12 protein-coding genes are annotated in these 15350 nt (G+C 67.8%); 4 read left to right on the forward strand and 8 right to left on the reverse strand.

Features of this window, described 5'->3' with window-relative positions; genetic code table 11:
- Window positions 1-77 precede the first annotated feature (77 nt).
- From ACMGFI_RS16125 to ACMGFI_RS16140, 4 genes are all read right to left on the reverse strand, one after another.
- The gene (locus tag ACMGFI_RS16125) at window positions 78-1280 is read right to left on the reverse strand and encodes a glycoside hydrolase family 11 protein (protein ID WP_436910859.1); all 1203 of its coding nucleotides are present in this window, start codon (window positions 1278-1280) and stop codon (window positions 78-80) included.
- A 677-nt stretch (window positions 1281-1957) separates the two neighbouring features.
- Entirely contained in the window at window positions 1958-3412 is a 1455-nt protein-coding gene (locus tag ACMGFI_RS16130; RefSeq protein ID WP_436910860.1) for a family 4 glycosyl hydrolase, read from the reverse strand.
- A gap of 100 nt (window positions 3413-3512) precedes the next feature.
- Complete coding sequence (locus ACMGFI_RS16135; RefSeq protein ID WP_436910861.1) at window positions 3513-5996, reverse strand: glycoside hydrolase family 95 protein; 2484 nt, start codon at window positions 5994-5996, stop codon at window positions 3513-3515.
- Window positions 5997-5999: 3 nt separating this feature from the next.
- Entirely contained in the window at window positions 6000-6797 is a 798-nt protein-coding gene (locus ACMGFI_RS16140; RefSeq protein ID WP_436910862.1) for a TIM barrel protein, read from the reverse strand.
- 209 nt (window positions 6798-7006) lie between these two features.
- Between ACMGFI_RS16140 and ACMGFI_RS16145 the strand changes: the two genes are divergently transcribed.
- Together ACMGFI_RS16145 and ACMGFI_RS16150 are read left to right on the forward strand one after the other, a co-directional pair.
- Entirely contained in the window at window positions 7007-8092 is a 1086-nt protein-coding gene (locus ACMGFI_RS16145) for a mannonate dehydratase (RefSeq protein WP_436910863.1), read from the forward strand.
- 434 nt (window positions 8093-8526) lie between these two features.
- The gene (locus ACMGFI_RS16150; RefSeq protein WP_436910864.1) at window positions 8527-9300 is read left to right on the forward strand and encodes an IclR family transcriptional regulator; all 774 of its coding nucleotides are present in this window, start codon (window positions 8527-8529) and stop codon (window positions 9298-9300) included.
- An 89-nt stretch (window positions 9301-9389) separates the two neighbouring features.
- Here ACMGFI_RS16150 and ACMGFI_RS16155 read toward each other — a convergent pair whose 3' ends face one another.
- A complete protein-coding gene (locus tag ACMGFI_RS16155; RefSeq protein WP_436910865.1) occupies window positions 9390-10472 on the reverse strand; it encodes an LLM class flavin-dependent oxidoreductase in 1083 nt (360 codons plus the stop codon).
- A 165-nt stretch (window positions 10473-10637) separates the two neighbouring features.
- Window positions 10638-11069: a hypothetical protein gene (locus ACMGFI_RS16160; RefSeq protein ID WP_436910866.1), complete on the reverse strand. Its 432-nt coding sequence runs from the start codon at window positions 11067-11069 to the stop codon at window positions 10638-10640.
- Window positions 11070-11189: 120 nt separating this feature from the next.
- On the opposite strand from ACMGFI_RS16160, the gene uxaC reads away from it, so the two are divergent.
- Both uxaC and gfo6 read left to right on the forward strand, forming a co-directional pair.
- Window positions 11190-12554, forward strand: coding sequence for a glucuronate isomerase (gene uxaC / locus ACMGFI_RS16165; protein WP_436910926.1), 1365 nt, complete (start codon window positions 11190-11192; stop codon window positions 12552-12554).
- A 98-nt stretch (window positions 12555-12652) separates the two neighbouring features.
- A complete protein-coding gene (gene gfo6, locus ACMGFI_RS16170) occupies window positions 12653-13720 on the forward strand; it encodes a D-xylose 1-dehydrogenase Gfo6 (protein ID WP_436910868.1) in 1068 nt (355 codons plus the stop codon).
- Window positions 13721-13806: 86 nt separating this feature from the next.
- Here the strand turns inward: gfo6 and ACMGFI_RS16175 are convergent, their stop codons facing one another.
- Together ACMGFI_RS16175 and ACMGFI_RS16180 are read right to left on the reverse strand one after the other, a co-directional pair.
- The gene (locus tag ACMGFI_RS16175; protein WP_436910870.1) at window positions 13807-14211 is read right to left on the reverse strand and encodes a hypothetical protein; all 405 of its coding nucleotides are present in this window, start codon (window positions 14209-14211) and stop codon (window positions 13807-13809) included.
- A 150-nt stretch (window positions 14212-14361) separates the two neighbouring features.
- Window positions 14362-15345, reverse strand: coding sequence for an endo-1,4-beta-xylanase (locus ACMGFI_RS16180; RefSeq protein ID WP_436910872.1), 984 nt, complete (start codon window positions 15343-15345; stop codon window positions 14362-14364).
- Between the last annotated feature and the right edge of the window lie 5 nt (window positions 15346-15350).

Here is a 15350-nt window from a genome sequence, read left to right on the forward strand (position 1 = left end):
TCCGTCTTCGACGGAAAACGGGAGGCACAGAGATCGGTTCGGCCCCGGAGGCCGGTCGGTTCGACGGACGGGCGTCGTCAGACCGACTCGAACGTCCAGAGCTGGTTGCCGTTACCGGACCAGCTGTACTGCTGGACGTTGGCGCCGTCGCTGCCCGAGGAGCCCTCGACCTCGACGGCCTTCTCGCTGTGGACGGGCTGGACGTGGTACTGGCCGCCGCCCTGGTCGTGGATGTGGAACCGCTGGTTGTCGTTGCCGTAGTCCGTGTACTGCTGGACGTTGGCGCCGTCCGACGTGGAGGAGTTCGCCACGTCGAGCACCTTGCCGCTGTTGACGTTCTCGATCTTGTACCCGTTGCCGGTGTCGGTCACGTTCCACTGCTGGTTCTCGCCGCCCCAGTAGCTGTACTGCTGGACGTTGGCGCCGTCGTCGGTCGACTGGCCGGTCACGTCCATCGCCTTGCCGCTGTTGACGTTCTGGATGCTGTAGGTGCCGTCCTGGAGCGAACCGGTCGAGCCGCCGCCGCCTCCACCGCCTCCGCCTCCGCCGCCACCGCCGCCACCGCCGTCGGCGCCGACCCAGACCTCGGAGGAGCCGCTGGACTGGTAGCCCTCGGTGGCCACGATCTGGTAGTCGTGGCTGCCCATGTTCATGCCGTTGCTCTCCCAGGCGTCGAAGTGATTGCTCGTCGTGATCGTCCCGCTCGACCGGGTGTTCTGCCGGACGCTCCAGTACTGCGGGAACGTCGCCTCCCCCTCGATCGAGGGTTTGTTCTCCCGCAGCGACTCGTAGATGTCGTACGTGCCGCCGTCGCTGTTGACGGTCCCCTTGTAGTCGTGTTCGGGACGGTAGCTGCCGTGGTTCTCGATGATGTAGTACTCGACGAGCGGGTCGGTCGTCCACCCGTACAGACACAGGTAGGAGTTGCCCGAAGGGCTGTAGTTGGCCGTGTAGTCGACGGTCCGGGCCGCGCCGGTCTCCCAGCCCTTGCCGCAGACGAAGTTACCCGTGTCCGACCAGTCGACGCTGTAGTTGCCGCCATCCCCGAGGTTCATCGTCACCGTCCCCTCGGCGTTGGTCCAGAACGAGTAGAAGTATCCCCCGTCGTTGCCGGTCTGGTTCGACGTGATGTCGGCGGCGGCCGGGCTCGCCGTCGCGCCCACGCCGAGTCCTGTCGCCGCCGCGGCGCCCGCCGCCTTCATGAACGCCCGCCGGTCGAAGTTCGCCGATCCGTCGGATGTCGATTCGCCACTGCCGCTGTCGTCAGTATCGCGTACCATGTTACCACTGCCGCACCCGTTCCGACACCCGGCAAGTAAATAAACATTAGCAATTACAACCAACATTAAAATACTACATAACCAGTTAACATATTTTAGAATTAACCATTCCCGCCACGGGCCGTCGACCGTGAGAGTCGGCGGGGTCCCAGAGGCGAAGTGGGAATGCGCCATCGGCCCTCAAACCGCGGGGCTGTGCCGATCGGAGTGTTTCCCGCTGTGGTCAACCGAAGTGTGTGTTGCCACCCCGTGCCACGATTCCACCCCCGCACCTCCGACGTGTGGTGTGGTGGAGTTAAATTTTATTTCAACCGTTTATGTTTTTCAATCATCTGTTCGGTATTGTACCAACGGACGACCAGTTCGGCGGCACAGAGCCGGTGACTGGGCCCAGCGGAGAACGAGACGTAGCGAGCGGGGAACGACGTGTGACGGACGGCCCGTCGGGAGGATCAGGGAGAGCGTCCGACAGCGGGGGGTGAACGGGCGGCTCGAAGCGACCACTCGACCGGAGAACAGAATTCGCCGAATAGAGAACGACACGTCATACGGAGAGAACACCGTGTGATGAGGGAGACCGTCGCGCGGCGATCGGACGACTCTGATGGTGAAAGGCGCCTGGTCCGGCCCGGGGGGCGTGGGGACAGTCCAGCGTCGGAGACGGTTGGACGCGCCGCTCAGGCGTCGAAGGTGTCGGCCTTCGCGAGCACGTCGGAGTCGTCGACGTTCCAGTCGTCGAGGAACTCGCGCTCGGCGGCGAACAGTTCGCCGAACAGGTCGCGGGACTCGTCGGGCGTGAGCGTCTGGACCTGGTCGTCGATCGAGAAGCCCTGGAAGGCCCTGTCCACGTCGCCGCTGCGGGCGGCCTCGATGACCGTCTCGATGGTGTCGACGTGGCCCTGGACCATGCTGCGGACGGGCCGCGGGAACCCGCCGGCGTTGACCGGCTTGACCTGGTTGTCCCGGACGACCGCGTTGGTCTCGACGACCGGCCCCTGCTCGATGTCCGACACCTGCCCCGTGTTGGGCAGATTGACGTTCGTGACGTAGGGACCGTCGCCGGTCAGCCCTTCGAGGATGTCGAGGAACTCCTCGCCGGAGGATTCGAGTTCGAACTCGCGTTCGCCCTCCATCCACCCCTCGACGTTGGTGGTCTGCTTGGACTCGGCGGGCGTCCAGTGTTTCGCGCGGTAGTCGGCGTCCGTGCGGCGGACCCCCCAGTGGTTGAGCGAGTCCTGCCCGTCGGCGATGAACGAGGTGGCGTACTCGATGAGGTGGCGGTCGCCCGCGGCCGGGAGGACGCCGAACCGCCGGAACAGCTCCCAGGTCACCTGCCAGTTGTCCGTGAAGACGCTCTCGTCTTTCAGGTCGTCGTAGGTGAAGCGCTTGCTCGCGCGCTCGCCGTTCTTGAGTTCCTCCAGCAGCGGCCACAGGTCGACGCCGTTGCAGCGGGCCTCGTCGACCCACGTGAAGTGGTTGATCCCCTTGACGTTCACCTCGATGTCGGCGCGCTCGGCGTCCATCCCCAGTTCCTCCTCGGCGAGCATCGCGAGGTGCCACCGCGTGCCCAGCACCTCGTGGCAGAGCCCCAGCGCGTTGATGTCGGGGTACTCGTCGTACAGCGCCCGCGTCACGAAGTGGACGGGGTTGGTGTAGTTGAACACCCAGGCGTCCGGGCAGTGCTCGCGGATCGCGGCGGCGAACCGCCGGAACACGGGGATCGTCCGCATCGCCCGGAAGATGCCGCCCGGGCCGATGGTGGCGGCGACCGCCCCGTAGATACCGTACTCCTTGGGGATCCGCAGGTCGTGGACGAACGTGTCGCGGGGGTCGTACTGCGTCGAGAGGATGACCGCGTCGGCGCCCGCCAGCGCGTCCTCCAGGGAGCCGACGGCCTCGTAGGACCACTCGGCGGTGGCGTCGGGGTCGTCCTGGACCCAGTTGCCGAACTCGGCGTTGGTCTCGGCGGCCTCCTGGTTGGTGTCGTAGAGGCGCACGTGGCCGTCGAACTCCGACAGCGCCAGGTCCTGGATGAGGTTCGGCGCCCACTGGCGGCTCCCGCCGCCGATGTAGGCGATATCGAGGTTATCACGGTCTATCGGCTGCTCCGCGTGTGTCGCGTCTGGTGCCATCGACTGACGGTTCTCACGCCCACGGTTAAGAACTGGGGTCGCGGAGAGCGGGGCCGCTTCGCGCGCCGGCGCGTGCGCCTGCGAGAGCGACCTTTCCGGGTCAGTCCTCGCCGACCACGATGTCGTACGACTCGCCGGCCGACGCCCGGAACTCGACGAACTCCTCCGCCCGCGATCGGTCGGTTCCGTCCGGCCGCGAGAGGTCGACCGGCCGGCCGTCGGCAGTCTCGACGGCCTCGATTCGGTCGGAGGCCTCGACCCGACAGATCCCGTCCCGCTCGGCGCGGACCGTGGCCGCGTCGAGCGCCCCGTCGCTCCAGGCCATGTCGACCTCGAACCCCCCGCGGGCGCGGAGTCCCGAGACCGACCCGTCGTTCCACGCGTCGGGGAGTGCCGGGAGCAGCCGGATCGCTCCGTCATGGCTCTGCACCAGCGCCTCCGCGATCCCCGCGGTCCCGCCGAAATTCCCGTCGATCTGGAAGGGCGGATGGGCGTCCAGCAGGGAGTCGTACGTCGAGTCGGCGAGGAGTTTCCGGACGTGCTCGCCGACGCCGGCGCCGTCGCCGAGGCGGGCGAACAGCGCGATCGTCCAGGCGCAGGACCAGCCCGTGTGGCCGCCGCCGTGGTCGAGTCGCCGCTCCAGCGACGCGCGGACCGCCTCGTCGAACTCCGCGCGGTCGAGCGCGAGGTCGGCGCTCCCCGGGCGGCCGTCGGCGGTAGCCCCGCCATCGCCGCCGTGCAGCACGTCCGCCGGGTAGTAGCCGAACAGATGCGAGACGTGGCGGTGGCCGGGGTTCACCTCCTCGTAGTCGTGGAGCCACTCCCGCAGTCCGCCGTGTTCGCCGGCCCCCATCGGCGGGAGCCGGTCGAGGGCCTCGGCCAGTTCGGCGGCGAACTCCGCGTCCCGGTCGAGCGCGTCGGCGGCCTCGATGCAGTGGCCGAACAGGTCGCGGGTGAGCTGTACGTCCATCGTCGGCATCACGCAGGTGGTCGCCTCCTGGCCGTCATCGGTCCGGTACTGGTTCTCCGGCGAGGCCGAGGGAGCGGTGACGAGCCAGTCCTCTTCGGGGTGCTCGACGAGGTAGTCCACCAGGAACTCGGCGGCCTCCCGGAGGATCGGGTAGATCCGTTCGAGGTCGGCGCGGTCGCCGGAGAAGGCGTACCGTTCCCACAGGTTCTGACAGAGCCAGGCGGCGCCCATCGGCCAGTGGCCCCAGTGGGCGTCGGCGGTCTGACTCGTGGTGTGCCAGCGGTCGCTGTGGAGGTGGGCGCAAAAGCCCTCGCAGCCGTAGCGCTCGGTGGCCGTCTCCCGGCCGGGCTCGCGGAAGCCGTCGACGAACTCGACGAGCGCGTCGGCGCACTCCCGGAGGTTCGCCACTTCGGCGTGCCAGTAGTTCATCTCCAGGTTCACGTCCAGGGTGAAATCCGAGTCCCACGGCGGGCGGTACTCCTCGTTCCAGATCCCCTGGAGGTTGGCGGGGAGCGTCCCGGGCCGGGAGGACCCCAGCAGGAGATACCGCCCGTACTGGAAGTACAGCTGTGTGAGATGCGTGTCGCGCTCGCCGTCGCGCACGCGGTCGAGTCGCTCGTCGGTCGGCGCGTCGACCGGCGCGCCCAGGTCGAGGTCGACCCGGTCCATGCGCTCGCGGTGGTCGGCGACGTGGCGCTCGCGGAGCGCGGCGTAGTCGTCCCCGGCGACCGCGGCGAGCGTCTCCTGGCACTCGTCGCGGGGGTCGCCCTCCGGGGGCGCGACCCCGGCCGCGACGAGCACCGTCACCGCGTCGGCGCCCGCGACGACTATCCCGTCGCCGTCGGCGTCGGACTCCGGATCGCAGTCGTCGATCGACGGCGCCTCCTCGTCGGCGGCCGCCGCGACGGTACCGCCCTCGGCGCGGACCCGCGTCCGGGCCTCGAATCTCTGTCCCCAGCCGCCGGGTTCCACTGCCTCGTCGTCCCCCGGCAGGTCGATCACCTGTCCCCGGAGGACGACGGTGTCGTCGACGCCCGTCGCGCGGGCCGAGCGGTCGCGGTCCAGCCGGACCCGCGCGTCGACTGCACCGGGTTCGTCGGCCTCGATCCGAACCGCGAGCACGCCGTCGGGCGCGCTCGCGAAGCACTCGCGCTCGAAGCGCGTCCCGTCGGCGGTGTACTCCACGCGGGAGACCCCCTCACGGAGGTCCAGATTCCGCCGGTACTCGGCGGGGTCGTCGTGGCCCGGACAGTCGAGCAGGAGGTCGCCCAGCGGCTGGTACGGCTGAACGCCGGTGGTGTCGGTGACGAAGAACTCGTTGCACAGGCGCTGGGCGCGCTCGAACTCGCCGTCCCAGAGGCACTCGCGCACGGCGTCGAGGTCGTCGGGGCCACCGTCGGGCGTGCGGTCGGCGTGGTGACCGGCCCACAGCCGGTCGTCGTTCAGCGCCACGCGTTCGCGGGCCGGGCGCCCGTGGACCATCCCGCCGAGGCGGCCGTTGCCGACCGGGAGCGCCTCGACCCACTCGGCCGCCGGCGCGTCGTACCACAGCCGGTCGTCGTGGTCCGGGCCCGGATTCGAGTCCGAGTCCGGAGCGGATTCCCGTCCCGACATCGGTCAGTCCAGCTCCAGCGTCCCGCGGATCCCCTCGGTCAGGGTGGTCGCCTCGCTGGTCGCGAAGAACTCCAGCCCGACGTAGCCCCCGTAGCCTGCCTCGTCCAGCGCGTCGAAGATGTTGCCGTAAGCCATCTCGCCGCTCCCCGGTTCGGTCCGCCCCGGGTTGTCCGCGACGTGAACGTGGCCCACCTGGTCGACGTTCTCCGTGAGGTTCCGGATCACGTCGCCCTCGGTGATCTGCTGGTGGTAGGCGTCGAACAGGACTTGCACGCGGTCGCTCCCCACCGAGCGAGTGATGTCGAACGCCTCGCGCGAGGATTCGAGGAAGTAGCCGGGGTGGTCGACGACGGTGTTGAGCGGCTCGATCACGACGGTGACGCCGGCGTCCTCGGCGGCTGGCGCCACGTCCGCGAGGACGCGTTCGAGCGCCCGGCGCTGGGTGTCGTGGGCGAACCCGCCCTGGTCGGGGCCGACGGTGACGATCAGACAGTCGGCCCCCACTTCGGCGGCGGCGTCGAGCGACCGTTCGATGTCGTCGACGGCCGTCTCGCGGTCGTAAGGGTTGACCGCGGCGGGCGCGTCGCGGTCGTCGATGTTCGACCCGGCCCCGGCGGCGAGGATCCCGGCGATCTCGACCCCGTGTTCGTCCGCGGCGGCGCGGACGGCGTCGAGGTCGGCGCCCGCCCAGTCGAAGAACTCGACGGCGTCGACGCCGAGTGCGGCGGCCCGTTCGACCCCGTCGGCGACCGTCTCGCCGTCGTCGGCGACGATCCCGGCGTTGGCGGCGAACTCGACCATCAGGCGCTCGCCTCCGTACCGGCGACCGCGAGAGGCGCGGGGGGTGTCCGGCGGCAGTCGGTCGACCGGGCGAGCGGGCGGGCGCGGCGTGCGACAGTGCGTGGCATAGCCCGAGCAAGCGCCGGGTGGCTCTTGAATCCACGCCTCGCGGCGGTCCGGACCGGAACTCGGGTGACGAGATTTATAACGCCGCCTCCGGTACGGGGGGTATGGCGACCGACAGCGACGAGCCGAGTTCGTTCGAGGATCTGCCGATGCGGGTCGGGGCGGGTCAGTTCATGGACCCGGCCCCCGAACGGCTGCGATACATCAAGCAACTCGGCGCCGACGACATCCTGCTGAACATGTACCAGGTCGACGAGCCGGACTACGAACACATGCCCGACGACGAGCGGGTGCCGCTGACCGGCGACGGCGAGTGGTCCGCGGAGAACCTCCGGGAACTCCGCGAGCGCGTCGAATCGGAGGGCGTGCGGCTCAACGCCATCGAAAACGTCCCCGTCTCCTTCTACGAGGACATCATGCTCGACGGGCCGAAACGCGACGAGCAGATGGAGAAGATGAAGCGGACGATCCGCAACATGGGGGAAGCCGGCATCCCGATCTTCGGCTATCACTGGGCGCCCGCGGGCGTCTGGCGGACGGGCTGGACGACCACCCGCGGCGGCGCCGAGGTCTCCGTCTTCGACGCCGACGAAGCGGACATCGACGAACTCACCCACGGCCGGGAGTACACGGAGGAAGAACTGTGGGACAACTACGAGTACTTCCTCGACGAGATCCTGCCCGTCGCGGAGGAGGCGGGCGTCAAGCTGTGTCTCCACCCGAGCGACCCGCCGATGGAGGAGCTGGGCGGGATCCCCCAGCTGTTCCGCAACTTCGAGAACTTCAAGCGGGCGATGAACTACCGCGACACCGACCACCACGGGCTGGAACTCTGCCTCGGCTGCTGGTCGCAGATGGGCGAGCCGCTGGACGAGGTGATCCGCTACTTCGGCGGGCGCGACGAGATATTCTACGTCCACTTCCGCGACGTGTCGGGCACCGTCCCCAACTTCTCCGAGGATTTCATCGACGAGGGCAACTACGACGAGTACGAGCTCCTCCGGCTGCTCGACGAGGTCGGCTTCTCGGGCATGATGATCCCCGACCACACGCCCCACCTGGAGGGCGACACCGACTGGGAGCACCGCGGTCGGGCCTACACCGTCGGGTACCTCCGCGGGATGTTGAAAGCGATGCGCGCCGAGCAGGCCGCCGACGAGGCCGGCGTCGAAGCCGTCGCCCAGGACTGATACGGACTATTGCGAGCGTTCACCGGGTCGACCGCACGACTGCGTGCGGTCGAACCCGGAGTGTCTTGCAATAATCCGTGTGAGAACTGACTCCGCGGTTCTGCCGCGCCCGGGCCCATCTACGGTAGCCGCCGGAACCCGATCCGTTCCGGTCATCGGAACGGGAACCGGAAGCTACGCCCGCTACGGGCCTGGCGTTCGAAATTCACGTCACGGTTTTACACAGCCGTCTCCAGCATCGCTGGAACTGTGCCAGCACCAATAATGATTATAAACAACTCGAGTATAGGCGGTGGAGACTCCCGGAGAGATCCCCGTTTGAGCGTCGATAACACACCAAACACCCGATATTGGAATACAGGTATACGACTGTAATTCGAGAGTGCTGTTCCAACATCAGTGGATTTTATCCCCGCCGAATCGAATGAGGGGGTATGGGCATCACCGAACCAGGTGCGGACGACAGCGCGATCGGGGCCGTCGAGCGGGCCTTCGAGGTCGTCGGCGTCGTGCGCGAGCGGGGCACCGTGCGGATCGACGACGTGGCGACGGCGCTCGACATCCCGACGAGCACGGCCCACTCGCACCTCAAGACGCTCGAATCGGTGGGCTACGTCGTGCAGGGGAGCGACGGCTACCGCCTGAGTTGCCGGTTCTTGCGGGACGGCGTCGCCGTTCGACAGCGTCGGACGGTCTACCGTTCGACCAGGTCGGAGATCGACGCGCTCGCGGAGTCGACCGGCGAGGTCGCCAACCTCGGGATCGAGGAGAACGGCAAGCGGGTCATCCTCTACCAGGCAGAGGGCACCGAGGCGGTCTACGACAACGCGCCGATCGGCGAACACACCGAGATGCACTGGACCGCCCTCGGCAAGGCCATCCTCGCACACCTCCCGGTCGACTACGTCGACGAGGTCGTCGACACCTACGGTCTGCCGCGCGCGACCCGGCACACGATCACCGACCGCGACCGACTGGACCGGGAACTCGCGCGGATCGAGGACCGCGGCTACGCCGTCGAGGACGAGGAGCGCCGGGAGGGGATCCGCTCTATCGCTGCCCCGGTCGTCGTCGACGAGCGCGTGGTCGGCTCCATCTCGGTCTCCGGCCCCAAGGAACGGCTGGACGACGAGCGGGTCGAGGCGGAGATCCTGCCGGACCTCCGCAACACCGTCAACGTCGTCGAGGTGAAGTACGCCTACGACTGAACCGGAACCGTCCGCCGTCCCGGGGTGTCCGCCACCGTTTCGTAGCACCCGGCCCCCTCCCTCACCGGATCGCCGCCGGTACGCTCTCCCTACTCCCCGCGGAAGTGGGGGATGATGGTCTCCTCGTAGTGGGTCAGGGTCTCCTCGTAGTCCCCGACCGGGATGAGGACGACGTTGTCCAGCCCCGCCTCGACCCAGCGTTCCAGATCCGCGATGGCCTCCTCGGGCGTCCCGGAGACGGTCACCGCGTCGACGGCCTCGTCGGGGATCCGCTCGGCCGCGTTCAGGAGCCGCTCCTCCTGTTCCTCGTCGAAGGCCATCTCGAACATGATCGGCGTCTCGTCGGCGATGTCCTCGTAGCCCATCTTCGCCAAAAGCGGCGGCCGAAGCGCCAGGCTCGTCCGGTTGCGCTCGACGGCCGCCTCGCGGGCCGCGTCGCCGTCCTCCGACACCGTGGTCGGGATCATGACCGCGCGGTCGATGTCGTCGGGGTCGCGGCCGCGGTCCTCGGCCACGTCGAGGACCCGCTGGAGGTCTTCCTCGTACTGCTCGGGCGCGTGGATCCACGGGAACCACCCGTCGCCGAGCGCGCCGGTAAACCCGCGCATACTCGGCCCGTACCCGCCGACCCACATCGGCGGCCGGGGCTCTTGCACGGGCTTGAGCCCCATGTGTGCGGCCTCCAGCTGGTAGAACTCGCCGTCGAAGTCGACGGGGTCGTCGGCGGTCGAGTCCCACAGCCGGTCGATCACCTTGAACGCCTCCGAGAACCGGCCGAACGGGTCCGACCAGTCGATGTCCTCGATGGGCGTGAAGTTGAACGCCTCGCCGGCGCCGATGCCCAGGCCGAACCGCCCGTCGGTCATCTGGTCCAGCGTCACGCCGATGTGGGCGAGTTCGGTCGGGTGGCGCCGCACCGAGTCGGTGACGCCGGGCATCAGCATCGCCTCGTCGGTGTGCTGGGCGATGGCCCCGAGGACGGTAAAGGCCTCCCACGGCGGGTCGACGAGGAACTCCTCGGAGCCCGTGGGGTGAAAGAGGTGGTCCGGGACGGTGATGATGTCGAAGCCCGCCTCCTCCGCGCGGACCGCGTCCTCGACGGTTCCCTGCACGTCGCCGTACGTCACGACCTGGCACCCGAAGTTCAGGTCCTCGGGCTCTCTGTCGCTCATGCTCGGAGCAACGGCGGATCGCAGTAAATAGGTGACGCCATCCTTTCGCGGACGGGGTTTTCGACGGAGAACGCAGCGACTAGGGAAGCCCGTCCGCGAGGGACGGGGCCTGTGGGACGTGGATGGCCGGTACAGATAGCGACAGTACGACACCGGCTACCCAGTCTACGTCCGCCACCGTTCGCGGACGTAATACTCCGCACTGCCGAAGACGAAATAGAGGACGGCGTACAGCGGCGAGAGTCCGATGGCGTAGAGACTCAGGCCGAATATCGCTCCCGCCTCGATAATTCCCGTCGAGACCCCGATAGCGAGCCAGATCACGACGATCAGCCCGAGAAGGACGAGCGGGGCGACGACTCGGAGGTGGGCGTAGAGAGCGATCGGCGCGGCGATAGTCGCGACAGCCATGCCGCTGGAGAGCAGGAACCAGCCCGCCGTTTCGAGGGTGAGGTTCGAGAGGAAGTCACTGACGCTCCACGATTCGAGGATGAGACCCGCGAGAAGAAAGAGGAGGAGAACTCCCGTCCCGATCGCGACGCCGAGCCCGGTGGATATCCACGGGGAGGACCTCGCTTCGGGAACGCTAGTTGCCATGTCCACAGCTTCAGTCCACTGCGTGTTAACTCCGGCGCGGGGGCCGGCAACGACCGACCGAACACGCCACGGAGTCGGACAGCTACCTTTATGAGCGAATCGGCGCTGGGTCCGAACGACATGAGCTTCCTCGACGACGACTACTTGCTCGAAACGGAGGCCGCCCGCGACCTCTACGAGACCATCGAGGACCGCCCGATCCTCGACCCGCACAACCACGCCGACATCGCGGAGATCGTCGAGAACGACGGCTGGGCGGACATCTGGGAGGTCCAGGGCGCGACCGACCACTACGTCTGGTCGATGATGCGCAAGCGCGGCGTCGACGAGGAGCTGATCACCGGCGACGCCGCCAACCGCGAGAAGTGGACGGCCTTCGCCGAGGTCGTCCCGGAGATGGCGGGCAACCCCGTCTACGAGTGGCTCCACCTCGATCTGAAACGCCGGTTCGGCATCGACCAGCCGGTCTCCGCGGAGACGGCCGACGAGATCTGGGCGGAGACCAGATCCCAGCTCGAAAGCGACGACATGCGCCCGCAGGAACTCCTGCGGGAGATGAACGTCGAAGTGCTGGCGACGACGGACAACCCCACGTCGCAACTGGAGTACCACGAGCGGGCGGTCGACGAGGTCGAGGGCGTCGACGTCCGCCCCACCTGGCGCGCGGACCCCGCCGTGAACATCCAGAAGTCAGGATTCGTCGACTTCGCCGACGACCTGGCCGACGCCACCGAGCACGACACCGACGACTTCGCGGGGTATCTCGACGCGCTGGCGGCCACCCACGAGTACTTCGACGACCACGGCTGCGCGGCCAGCGACCTCGGCATCCTCGAACCCGTCTCGCGGCCGGTCAGCGAGGCTCGCGCCGCAGAGGTCTACGCAAAGCGCCGCGCCGGGGAGTCGCTGTCCGAGCGAGAGATCGGGGACTTCCAGGCGTACCTCCTCGAATTCATCGGGGAACTGAACGCCGGGGCCGGCTGGGTCACGCAACTGCACATCGGCGCGCTGCGGGACTACCGCGAGGAGTTGTACGACGAGCTCGGCGCCGCGGCGGGCGGCGACGTGTCGACGGGCGACATCGAGATCGCCGACGGGCTGGACTACTACCTCGACCGCTTCGACGGGGAAGGGGAGATCATCCTCTACTGCGTCGACCCGAGCCACTACCCGACGCTGACGACGCTCGCGCGGGCGTACTCGAACGTCAGCGTCGGCCCGGCCTGGTGGTTCAACGACAGCCCGTTCGGGATGGACCACCAGCTCGACTACGTCGGGAGCGTCGATCTCCTGGCCAACCACGCCGGGATGGTCAGCGACTCGCGGAAGCTCCTGTCCTTTGACTCCCGGTTCGAGATGTTCCGCCGCACCCTGGCCAACGTCGTCGGCAGGAAGGTCGAGCGCGGGCAGATGCCCCTCGACGTGGCCGAGGACCTGGTCGACCACGTCGCCTACGAGCGCCCGAAGGAACTGTACGGGTTCTGAGCGGCGGGTTCCCGGCCAGGCTCCGTGCCGACGCGCGGTGTCGCCCGCCGATTCCGCGACCGAGTCCCTTTTTAGCGGTGGATACAGTGAGTCGTCGTATGGACATCGACGTACCGAGTTCGTTCGACGAGCGCGACTGGAGCCGCCCGGTGGACGGGGGGCCCGTCCGGTTCGCCGTCCTCGGGCTCGGCTGGTTCGCCCCGGACGTTGCGATCCCGGCCATCGAGGAGTCCGACTACTGCGAGACGACCGTCGTCGTCAGCGGCGACCGCGAGAAGGCCGAGCGCGTCGCCGACGAGAAGGGCGTCGCCCACGCGCTGACCTACGACGACTACGCCGACGGCGAGGCGGCCGACGCCTACGACGCCGTCTACGTCTGCACGCCCAACGCCCTGCACCTCCCGCACGTCGAGACGGCCGCGGAACTGGGGAAGGACGTGCTGTGCGAGAAGCCGCTGGAGGCGAACGGCGAACGCGCCCGCAAGTGCGTCGAGGCCTGCGAAGAAGGCGGCGTCGAGTTGATGACCGCCTACCGGATGCACGCGACCCGGTCGATCCGGTGGCTCCGCGACGTGGTGCAGGACGGCGCCGTCGGCGACCCCGTCCACACCCGCGGCGCGTTCTCCTACAATCTCGTCGCCGCCGGCGAGGACATGGACCAGTGGCGGCTCAACCCCGACCTTGCCGGCGGCGGACCGCTCATGGACCTCGGCGTCTACCCGCTGAACACGTCCAGATTCGTCCTCGGCGCCGACCCGGAGGCCGTCCACGCGACCACCGTCGAGGGGCCGCCGGAGTTCGACGGGCTGGAGAAGTACTGCGCGTTCACGATGGAGTTCCCCGACGGCGCGGTCGCCGAGTGCGACACCGGCTACCAGGTCGCCGGCGACAACTACTTCGAGGTCGGCGGGACCCACGGGCGGATCCGGGTCGACGAACCGTTCAACGTCGACGCCGACCGGACGATCACCGTCCGCGCCGGCGGCGAGGAACAGGTCGTCGAGGTCGAGGAACCATCGGAGATGGTCGAGGAGTTCGACTACTTCGCGACGGGCGTCCTGACCGACCTGGAGATCGGCCCCGACGGCGAACACGGCCACTACGATATGCGGCTCACCGACGCCATCTACGAGTCCGGCGACGACGGCGGGCGTATCGAGCTGTAGCGACCGCTCTTTTATCACCCGAGTCTCCGCGCGGCGGAAAGGCCCGCGGATACTACTACGGCCGACGGAGGACCGAAACGGAGGGTCTAGCAGGCGACACTGTGGGGGATCGTCACAATCTCCCCATTCGGTTCGTAAATGAAATACGCAGGTCCGTAGCAATCACTGACGGCCAGCCGTAGACTGGCCGACCCGCCGCTGGGGTCAGTTACGGTCGCTGTAACGTGCTGAAGGCCGATATGCAGCGGATTCGCCGACACGTTCGCCGCTTCCACTTTCGAGTGAGCGGCAACGGTGAGCGTCTCCCGATAGATGTTCGAAGACTGGTACTCGATGGTCACCGTCAGTGTGACATCCCGCTCGCGATCGTTTTGTAGCAGAATACTGCGATCGGTCGCTACTGAGCCGAGCGTCGGCGGTGCAACTGCGCCATACAGGAACGCGGCACCGAGGAGGATTACAACAGCAATGCCGGCCCGCTTTCGGTTCATGGGTTGTAGTGAGGGATAGCGAGTAAATATCTTCTCGCGACAACGAAACTGACAACGGGACTTCGAGCACTACGCACACTGAACCGAACGACTACGTTCGACCGAGAATAACCGAAAATAGCGTCGAGAGAACCGCTATCCTGCCGCTCGCTACGCCTCGTAGTTCGCGAGCGTCTCCTTGATAGCGTGGTAGGCGGGCTTGGGGTCGTTGCCGGAGTCGAAGAGTAGGGGATCGCCGGTGAGGTCCTCGAACCAGTTGGGGATCCACGAGTCTGAGTCGCGGACGCCCCAGACGATCATCGTGTCGACGCCCTCGTCGAGACAGACCTCGGTGATGTCGCGGTAGAAGTCGGCCTGCTTCTCCCAGCGGGCCTCCCTGTCGCCGGGGTCGTCGTCGGGCAGGTAGGCCACGTCGAACTCGGTGATCTCCACGTCGAGGCCCAGGTCCTTGAACCGGCGGATGTTCTCGGCGACGGAGTCGATCCCGGGCTTCTCGTGGAGCGCGTGCATCTGGAGACCGACGCCGTCGATGGGGACACCCCGGTCGAGCATCCGCTCGACGAGGTCGTAGATGGCGTCGGACTTGACGTTGACGCCGTCGGCGCCGTAGTCGTTGTAGTACAGGTCGGTGTCGGGGGCGACCTCGTCCGCCCACCGGAAGGCCCTGTCGAGGTACTCCTCGCCCATCGCCTCGTACCAGAGGTTCTCGCGCATCGTCCCGTCGTCGGCGACGGCCTCGTTGACCACGTCCCAGGTGTCGACCGTGTCGCGGTAGCGGCCCGCGGTCGTGTGGACGTGCTCGCGCGTGAAGTCCTCCAGTTGCTCGGTCGTGTAGTCCCACTCCTGGAACCACTCGGGCGTCTGGTTGTGCCAGACGAGGGTGTGGGCGCGGACCGACTGGTCGTGCTCGCGGGCGTAGTCGACGACCGCGTCGGCGTCGTTGAAGTCGTAGACGCCGGGGTCCGGCCGGAGCGGCCCCATCTTCAGGGCGTTCTCGGCGGTGACGTAGTTGAACTCGTTGCGGAGGGTCTTCTTGTAGCCGGCGTCGGTCCGCAGCGGCCGGGCCGCGACGGCGGCGCCGATCTTGAAGTCCCGTTCGTCCGCGACGTCGCGCAGTCTGTCGTCGTCTGCCATACCCC

The organism is Halosimplex marinum (assembly GCF_051414075.1).
Classification (GTDB): Archaea; Halobacteriota; Halobacteria; order Halobacteriales; family Haloarculaceae; genus Halosimplex; species Halosimplex marinum.